This is a genomic window from Bilophila wadsworthia ATCC 49260, from assembly GCF_000701705.1.
Taxonomy (GTDB): domain Bacteria; phylum Desulfobacterota; class Desulfovibrionia; order Desulfovibrionales; family Desulfovibrionaceae; genus Bilophila; species Bilophila wadsworthia.
Genome location: NZ_JNJP01000115.1, coordinates 1 through 8,291 on the forward strand (window position 1 = coordinate 1; position 8,291 = coordinate 8,291).

Sequence of the window (8,291 nt, forward strand, 5' to 3'; positions counted from 1 at the left end):
GGAAGGGACTTTCTCCAGAAAGTCCCTTCCTCCCCTCCCCAATCTCCCGCTTCCCCTCCCCACATCTTCCTTTCCTTCCACACTCAAAAGCGAGATCGCCATGAGTGAAACGCCCACTACGCGCCCGGCTCCAAAGCAGCGCACCTACCGCAAAAATCAGTTTCTTTTCGCCCTGATCGGCAAGATGAAGCTGTGGCCTTCTCGGAAGGGCATCCTCCACGGCATCCGGACAATGGAAATCGCGGGCGACCACGCCGTGATCACCACGCACTGCGGCAGGACCTTCACCGTGCGCGATTCCCGCACCTCAAGGGCCAGCCGATGGCTCCGCAACAAGATATTCGCGGATCCGTGTCCGATTTGTGCCATCCCCGAATGGAAACTCAAGAAATATCAGGGAACCGTGTTCCGCAAAAAGTCCGGCGCGATCCTGCGTGCGGAGGGAGGCGGGCAATGATCTTCAGCGAAGAACAGCAACGGCGGCTTGGCGAACTCGGCGCGGCGTCCGAAGACCTGCAAGCCGGGTTTGCGGACAGCGCAGAGCGTAACCGTGCCTTCCAGCGCCTTGAGTCCCGGCTCGTCACGGAGCAGCACGAACGCCTCGATGCCCTGTGCGAAGGCCCACGCAGGCCGTTTATTCTGGAACTGGAGGAACGCCTTTCCGCCGTTCTGCGCACGGCGGGTTTCCTTCAGGTGCATACTCCGATCATCCTGTCCCGCGCACGCCTCGAAAAAATGGGCGTATTCGATGGTTCGATCATGGAAAAACAGGTGTTCTGGATCGACTCCAAACGCTGCCTGAGGCCCATGCTGGCACCGCATCTGTATGAATACATGCGCGAAGTCGGAAGACTACGCCCCCGCCCGGTACGGCTGTTCGAGGTCGGCCCGTGCTTCCGCCGCGAGACGCAGGGACAACGCCACGCCAACGAATTCACCATGCTGAACCTTGTGGAAATGGGCTTGCCCGAAGGTACGGACCTCAATGCACGTCTGCGCGAACTCGGCGCGATGGTACTTGATGCCGCCGGGATCGAGGGCTGGCGCATGACGGACGAGGATTCCGCCGTTTATGGCGAAACTTCGGATTTTGTGGACAAAAACGGTATGGAGCTGGCGTCCTCCGCCCTTGGCCCTCACCCGCTTGATGCGGCTTGGGGCATCATGGAGAACTGGGTGGGCATCGGGTTCGGCCTTGAGCGCCTTACGATGGCCGCGACCGGGGAAAGCACGATGGCGAAAACCGGACGGAGCCTCTCCTACCTTCACGGGATACGGTTACGGATATGAAAGCAGCAATATGCCAGCCCCAGATGGGTAAAGAGGCCTTGCTCGGCCTCCTGTCCGCGAAATCGGAGGGGGAGCGGGCGTTTGTCTTTGACGCGGCACGGGAAGCGCGGCACAGGGCGTTCGGCAACAAGGTGTTTTTGTACGGCTTCCTGTATCTGAGCACCCATTGCCGGAATGACTGTGCTTTTTGCCAGTACCGGAGGAGCAATTCATCCCTTGAACGTTACCGCAAGCCGCCCGGGGAAATGCTCGAAGCGGCCGGGCGCCTCGCGGCGGATGGGGTACACCTGCTCGATCTGACCTTGGGGGAAGATCCGTATTATGTGGAGCCCGCCGGATTCCATCGGCTGTTGGAGCTGGTATCAGCCCTCAAGGAAACCACCGGGCTGCCGATCATGGTGTCTCCGGGCGTGCTTTCGGCGGAACAGCTCGTACGGCTCCGTGAGGCCGGGGCGGACTGGTACGCCTGTTATCAGGAGACGCACAACCGGGATTTGTTCACGCGTTTGCGTCTGGAGCAGGATTATGATCGCCGGAAGCGCACGCGCCTTGAGGCGGCGGGGTGCGGCCTGCTCGCCGAGGACGGCCTGCTCACGGGCGTAGGTGAATCGGCGGAGGATTTGGCGGATTCGATTCTCGATATGGCGCGTGAACCGCTGGATCAGGTTCGGGCCATGAGCTATGTGCCGCACGAATCGACGTTCCCATCCACAGCCGGGGACACGCTTGAAGAGCGCCGCGCGCACGAATTGCTGGCCATTGCCGCGATGCGGCTGGTTATGGAAGATCGGTTGATCCCGGCCTCTCTGGATGTGGATGGCCTCGAAGGTTTGGCGATGCGGCTCAAGGCTGGGGCGAACGTGGTGACGTCCATCGTGCCTTCCGGTTGCGGCCTTGCGGGTGTGGCCTCCAAAGACCTCGATATCGAGAATCAGCGCAGGAGCGTTGCCGCTGTCGTCAGACAGCTTGGGGTACTCGGGCTCGAACCCGCCTTGCCCGGCGAGTATCGCGCATGGGTCGAGCAGCGGAGGCGGGGAGAAGAGCGGTAAACGGACTTTTTTGGGGGAGGGGGACGCCGGAAGATCGCTCCGGCGCAGGCTTAAAGGTTGGTGCTGCGGAAATGACGTATGCGTGAGCCGGGACGACCCCAAGTCCGAGGCCAACCGGGAACAGGAATGGGGTGTGATCCCGGGGACAGGAAGTTTCTTGAGGGCGGTGGTCGAATGCGGGTAACGATAGTCGGCGGCGGATTGCAGGGCGTGGAGTTGTGCTGGCTGGCGCGGAAGGCCGGTTGGGGGACGTTGCTTGTGGATGAAAGGCCCGCGCCTCCGGCGTTGCGGCTGGCGGATGTTTTCGCCCAATGCGACGTGACGAAGCTGGGCGGTTCCGGCGTCTTGACACGGAAAGTGGAACACCAGATTTTGGGGACTGACATCGTGATCCCCGCACTGGAAAATGCCGCCGCGCTTGCCGCGCTCGACGGCTGGTGTGCCCGTGAAGGCATGTTGTTCGCCTTTGATCCCTTCGCCTACGAGGTCACCTCCTCCAAACTGAGGAGCCGCGACCTTTTCCTGCGCTGCGGTACGCCGATCCCGCAACCTGCGGCAAGAGCGGATACAAGGGTATTTCCGATCATAGCCAAGCCCTCGGAAGGCAGCGGCAGCCGGGGCGTCCGTCTGCTCAGCGATGAAGCCGAACTGCGTGCCTATATTCCTGAGGGATTCGATGCCGAGGGATGGGTTTTGGAATCGTACTGCCCCGGTCCGTCCTTTTCATTGGAGATATGTGGAACACCCGGAAACTACAGAATCTTTCAGGTGACGGACCTGCTCATGGACGAAGCCTTCGATTGCCGGGGCGTGGTTGCGCCCACCGGCTCTTCACCGTCCTTCGTGCGAGAGATGGAAGCCGCATTGCTTAATCTTGCTGAAATGTTGCGGTTGCACGGGCTGATGGATTTGGAAGTGATCCAGGCTCCAGAAGGTATGCGCGTACTGGAAATAGATGCCCGTTTCCCGAGCCAGACGCCCACGGCTGTATGGCTGTCCACGGGCGTCAACCTCGCGGAACATCTGGCGGCCTGCTTTTTTCCCTATGCTCCGGGGTCCGGCCTTGGCGCACCACGCTTCGCCCGGTATGAACATGTCCTTTGTAAAGACGGCGGGCTGCATTTTCTCGGTGAGCACATCATGGGGCAGTTCGGCCCTCTGGAGCCGGTAAACGGTTTTTGTGGGGCCGATGAAGCGCTTGTTGGCGGAAGCCTGCTTTCAGGTTCGTGGGCCGCAACCCTGATGTTCGCGGGACAGAACGCGGAAGACGTGGCATCACGCCGCAGCGACTGCATAGAGCATCTGCGAGAATTGGCGGAGAGGCAGACTGGAAAAACAATTTTTAAAGGATAACTTGAAGATTGGAGAACAGCACCGGAATACATAACCATGCTTGCCGGTTGCAACGGTTGGTTCGCTCATGCCATCATGCCGTCTGTCTCTAATCCGGTGCCCTTCATGATGCAGCGTGCCGTCGCTCTTCTTCCTGTTGTGAGGCACGGTTTCCCCTGCATCTTCTCAGCACCGGAGAAAACCTTTGCTGAAATTCCGCTCCCGGCATATTCTTTTCTCCATCTATATGTGTAGTGTGATTTCCTCCGCGTCGCCTTTCCACTCGCCGAAAGTTTTGGAGAAAAGAAAGGAGGGCGTGGGGAATTTAAGCTTTTCTTCAGAGGAGGGCTCTTTCCCTTTTCTGTTTCACGTTATCCCAAGGAGCATTTATGACCCGGCTGACGGAAAACGATATTGCCGGCATAGAAGCGGAATGGGCCACCTATGAAAGGCGGCTTGAGGAACTAACGGGCGACGATCTGCTGACACTGGCGGCCCGGACACTTGGCATCGATCCCGAAACCGCCCGCTCAGGCGTGCGGGAATTGCGGGTAGGCGCGATTCCGATTTCATCCGGGGAAGGGCTTATCGGGGGGTTCGCGGACTCGCTGGCTTCCATTGCCGGGCATCTTGGCTTCGAGGCCGATGTGCTTCCGGCTGATGTGCCCGGTTTTCAGCTCGCCAAGAGCGGCGGATTTGATCTGTTCATCTGGGCCGATGACGATACGTATCTCGCTGAGAACATTCTTACTGGCACCGTGGGCGAAAACGGTCGGGCCACGGGGCGCGGGTTCGCCACCGCCCTGATCCGCATGGCGGCGCGAAAGAGGCTGGACAAGCGGGCTCTCGTGCTTGGAGCCGGACCTGTGGGCTGTGCGGGTGCGGAGACGCTGGCCTTGGCGGGCTATGAGGTTTTTCTCTGCGACATGGATGGGGAAAAGGCCCGCGCCGCTTGCGGGGCGCTCTCCGGCTGTACTCCCTGCACACCGGATGACCTGTCCGGATTGCCGTTGTTCGAGTGCCTGCTCGACGCGGCGCCGACCAACGACTTTTTCCCCTTGGATCGGCTTGCCGCCGGAGCGTGCATTTCGGCTCCCTGCGTGCCTTGCATATGGACTCTCCGGGCGCCGGAAGGCGCAAGCGTCTGGCACGATCCCCTTCAGCTCGGCACGGCTGTCATGCTTCTCGCCGCCGCATTCGGAAGGCCCTGACAGGCCCTTCTCAGTGATTGCCATTTCCCGTGAAGCCGATTAGACCGGGGGCTTACGAGGAGGCGATTATGAGAGAAGAGACGCTAGCCATTGTCCGCAGGATGCAGGACAACGAGGCCACTGACCAGCGCGTGTACGCGGCGCTGGCAAAACAGGCCAGTTTGCAGAAAAACAGCGAAATCCTTGAAAAGATGTCGCACGATGAAGGTCTGCATTGTGCGGTATGGGGCCGCTATACGGGGATTGAGGCCAAAGCCGACATGTTCCGGGTGTGGCTGTTCGTGGTGCTTGGGAAGATTTTTGGTCTCGTGTTCGTGATCAATCTGATGGAAGGAGGAGAAGACGACTCCGCGGAAAATTACCGGAAGCTCATGGAGGAACTGCCCGAAGCCCGGAGCATCATGGAAGACGAGACCCGCCACGAGGCGCAGCTCGCGGCCATGATCCATGAGGAAAAGCTCAGCTATATCAGCTCGATGGTGCTTGGCCTCAACGACGCACTGGTGGAGCTGACCGGTGCTCTGGCCGGGTTCACGCTGGCCCTTAATGATAACCGCATGGTCGGCATGGCCGGGTTCATTACTGGGGTGGCGGCGACGCTGTCGATGGCGGCTTCCGAGTATCTCTCTAAAAAGGCTGACACGTCGGAAAAGCACCCGCTCAAGGCGGCGGTGTATACCGGCGTGGCCTACATGATCACCGTGGCGTTCCTGCTGCTGCCCTACATCGTGTTCGAGAGCCCACTGGTGGCTCTGGGATTCTGTCTGTTCGACGCGGCACTGATCATTTTGGGCTTTACCTATTTCGTGTCCGTGGTGCGGAAGGAATCGTTCGTGCGCGGTTTCACTGAGATGATTACCATCAGTTTCAGCGTGGCGGGTATTTCTTTCCTGATAGGCTGGGCGGCTCGGAGCTGGTTGAACATTGACATGTGAGCGACTTAATCTGAGATTGATTTTTAAGGTGTCACAGAAAAGGCTCCCTTATGGGAGAGGGGCGGCGGCAGGTTTTGGAAAATGCCGTTTGAGACATGAACCAAGGTTCCCTTGACGGTTCATGCTGAAACTGCGGAGCCTCTCGCCACTTCCAAAAGCATTACATCTCTTTAGAATGACACAATTTTTATACGACACTTGATTTTTGGAAGGTTCTGTTTCGAAGCAATAAACGCAAACAGCCCGCGACTCAGATACGTCTCGGGCTGTTTGTTTCAGCAATGATGCTGAGAAATTTACAGCTTTTCAGCTAGGGCGGAGAGGCACGAGCAAGTGTCCACCTTGAGATCAAGTCTCTTCAACGCCATCTTGATGCTGTTGATGAAAATGACGACGTCCTCATAAGGAATGGTATAGGACGGCTGCTTGGCTTCAATGGCCTTGATGCAGGCGTCGAACAGTTCGTTCGTTTCCCAGCGGGGGTGGAAGCCGTCAATCGGATCGACGATACTCTTCATGCGGGCAACGACGTCGATCTGATGTTCATAGGTCGTATGGGGATAGAGGGCCTGCGCCATCTTGACGAGGGCTGCGAACGCGTCGCGGTCAAACGGCGTCCCTTGCTCCTTACGAGCGTCAATTGCGTTACAAACAATAACTTCAAGTTCCTTGTTCGTCATGACCAAATCCTCCTTTGGCGGAATCTCTTTGACCTTCACTACATAAGACTGAATAGCCCAGAGTCAACCGGATGGAGGCGGAAAAAAGGCCTTTTGTTCCGAACTTTTTTCGTTTGTGTCGGATGTTCAAGTAAAGAAAACACATCTCAACGGGTTGCGTATATGAAAATGATCCCAGATATACATATTACAAAAACTATATCCAGTTACAACAGCTGTTCCATAGCCTGAATATCTCATGATGGTTCTGCATATGCCTGAGTTGCAGATGGGGGAGGTTACATGGGGACACTTTGCGGCTACGGTACAGGCGATGAAGAGAAAGCCGGATAGGGGAACTCTTCATTTCCGAAGCCGCCCACGGCGACGTGACCCCATGCCGTAAACCCGAAGGGGGCCCGGCTTCACGTCCGCCGTAGGGATCGGACGGTAGTGTTCCTTCGATGCCAAGTGATAGTCAGTGACAGCTTGTGCACATCTAACTATTTAATGTAGTATTTAATTACTGTCATCAACTGCAATTACAATGAAGGCCACTGCCATTACGCCGCACCAAGGGCGCATCGTTTTCCCCGGCGGCGTCCGACTTTTCCGGCGATATCCCGCGTCGCCAGTGGGAGGTTCTCAAGGGATTCGATCTGCTCCGCGATGGATTGCAGGTTGCTGCACACCAGACGCAGCAACGGTGCGTTGTCGAGGTTCAGTCCCTGCATGAGTGTCGCCTGTACGCTCCGCAAATCTTCGCTTATAGCCATGAGATTTCTCCTTGTCGTCTCGCTCCACGAAATTCGCCGTTTTCCCGGCGCGTTTTGAAAGTGCCCGAGTCCGGCTTGTTTGTCAATTAAAAATTGATAAATTGAATAAAAATTGATTTACACCTCTTGTAAAAAGAAAGCTGAGATTGACAAGACAATCAAGAATCGGGTATAGGCTGGCTCATGAACACAATACCATCCGAATCCGATTCCAATGCCATTCTGGACCGCCTCCTCTCCGGTGCGGGGCTGCATCGTGACGCCCAGTTGGCGGCACTTCTCGGCGTTTCGCCGCAGGCCGTCAGCCAGGCCCGGCGAAAACGCAAGATTCCGGAAGGATGGGTGGTCAAAGTCTCGCAACAGTGTGGCCTGTCGATGGACTGGCTGATGTTCGGGAAGGGAGACGAATCCACTCCTGTAGCTTCCCATGCTCCGGTTGCTTCATCAACTTCCCAGGCGTCGACGCCTGCGGGCGCGGCGGTTCCGGATCTCGACCTGTTGTGCATCCCTCTGGTGGCGGCGAGCCTTTCCGCCGGAGTGGGAAGCCTGCAAACCGAAGCCGATGTACTGGATTATTTTGCCTTTCGTTCCGATTGGCTGTGCCGGAAGGGCAATCCCGACAAGATGGTGCTCATGAAGGTTTACGGTGACAGCATGGAGCCGGAGATCTGCCACGGGGACATGGCCCTTATAGATCAGAGTAAACAGCAGATTTATCCCCATACGATCTACGCCGTGGGTGTCAACGAGGAAATCTACATCAAGCAGATTGAGACGCTGCCCGGTCATCGGATGCTTCTCCGCAGCCTCAACGAGCGCTACGAGCCCATCGAAGTGGATCTGCGCGGCGACATGGCCGAGTCCGTCCGCATCATCGGCAAGGTCATCTGGTGGTGTCGGGAAGCGTAAGGAATAAAGAAGATTGGGGGAAGGGAGGAGAGAACTTTCTGAAGAAAGTTCTCTCCTCCCTTCCCCCAACCCCCCATCCCTCCTCTCTCAAAGACTGTCAAAACCCCCGGCAAAGCCGGGGGATTGAAAC

General features: G+C 57.5%; 9 protein-coding genes. 7 read left to right on the plus strand and 2 right to left on the minus strand.

The window, feature by feature from the left end; all coding sequences use genetic code 11:
• Window positions 1–100: 100 nt before the first annotated feature.
• The 6 genes from pylSn (at window position 101) to T370_RS0119890 (ending at window position 5,817) form a co-directional block, all read left to right on the plus strand.
• Complete coding sequence (gene pylSn, locus T370_RS0119865; protein WP_009368527.1) at window positions 101–457, plus strand: pyrrolysine--tRNA(Pyl) ligase small subunit; 357 nt, start codon at window positions 101–103, stop codon at window positions 455–457.
• Window positions 454–1,290, plus strand: a complete 837-nt coding sequence (gene pylSc / locus T370_RS0119870) for a pyrrolysine--tRNA(Pyl) ligase large subunit (protein WP_029436770.1) — start codon at window positions 454–456, stop codon at window positions 1,288–1,290. The genes pylSn and pylSc overlap by 4 nt, the downstream gene beginning before the upstream one ends.
• Window positions 1,287–2,339 carry a methylornithine synthase PylB gene (gene pylB / locus T370_RS0119875; RefSeq protein ID WP_029436771.1) on the plus strand — a complete coding sequence of 351 codons (1,053 nt, stop codon included), beginning with the start codon at window positions 1,287–1,289 and terminating at the stop codon, window positions 2,337–2,339. Before pylSc ends, pylB begins: the two co-directional genes overlap by 4 nt.
• Window positions 2,340–2,513: 174 nt before the next feature.
• Window positions 2,514–3,692, plus strand: coding sequence for a 3-methylornithine--L-lysine ligase PylC (gene pylC / locus T370_RS0119880; RefSeq protein ID WP_029436772.1), 1,179 nt, complete (start codon window positions 2,514–2,516; stop codon window positions 3,690–3,692).
• Between the two features lie 368 nt (window positions 3,693–4,060).
• Entirely contained in the window at window positions 4,061–4,882 is an 822-nt protein-coding gene (pylD, locus tag T370_RS0119885; protein ID WP_029436773.1) for a 3-methylornithyl-N6-L-lysine dehydrogenase PylD, read from the plus strand.
• Window positions 4,883–4,950: 68 nt separating this feature from the next.
• Window positions 4,951–5,817, plus strand: coding sequence for a VIT1/CCC1 transporter family protein (locus T370_RS0119890; RefSeq protein WP_005024748.1), 867 nt, complete (start codon window positions 4,951–4,953; stop codon window positions 5,815–5,817).
• A 296-nt stretch (window positions 5,818–6,113) separates the two neighbouring features.
• Here T370_RS0119890 and T370_RS0119895 read toward each other — a convergent pair whose 3' ends face one another.
• Window positions 6,114–6,497 (minus strand): hypothetical protein, encoded by a 384-nt coding sequence (locus T370_RS0119895; protein ID WP_005024747.1) that lies wholly within the window; start codon window positions 6,495–6,497, stop codon window positions 6,114–6,116.
• Window positions 6,498–7,039: 542 nt separating this feature from the next.
• Entirely contained in the window at window positions 7,040–7,252 is a 213-nt protein-coding gene (locus tag T370_RS0119900) for a hypothetical protein (protein WP_005024746.1), read from the minus strand.
• A 183-nt stretch (window positions 7,253–7,435) separates the two neighbouring features.
• Here T370_RS0119900 and T370_RS0119905 point away from each other — a divergent pair, with 183 nt between their 5' ends.
• Window positions 7,436–8,161 (plus strand): LexA family transcriptional regulator, encoded by a 726-nt coding sequence (locus T370_RS0119905; RefSeq protein WP_005024745.1) that lies wholly within the window; start codon window positions 7,436–7,438, stop codon window positions 8,159–8,161.
• Window positions 8,162–8,291 lie beyond the last annotated feature (130 nt).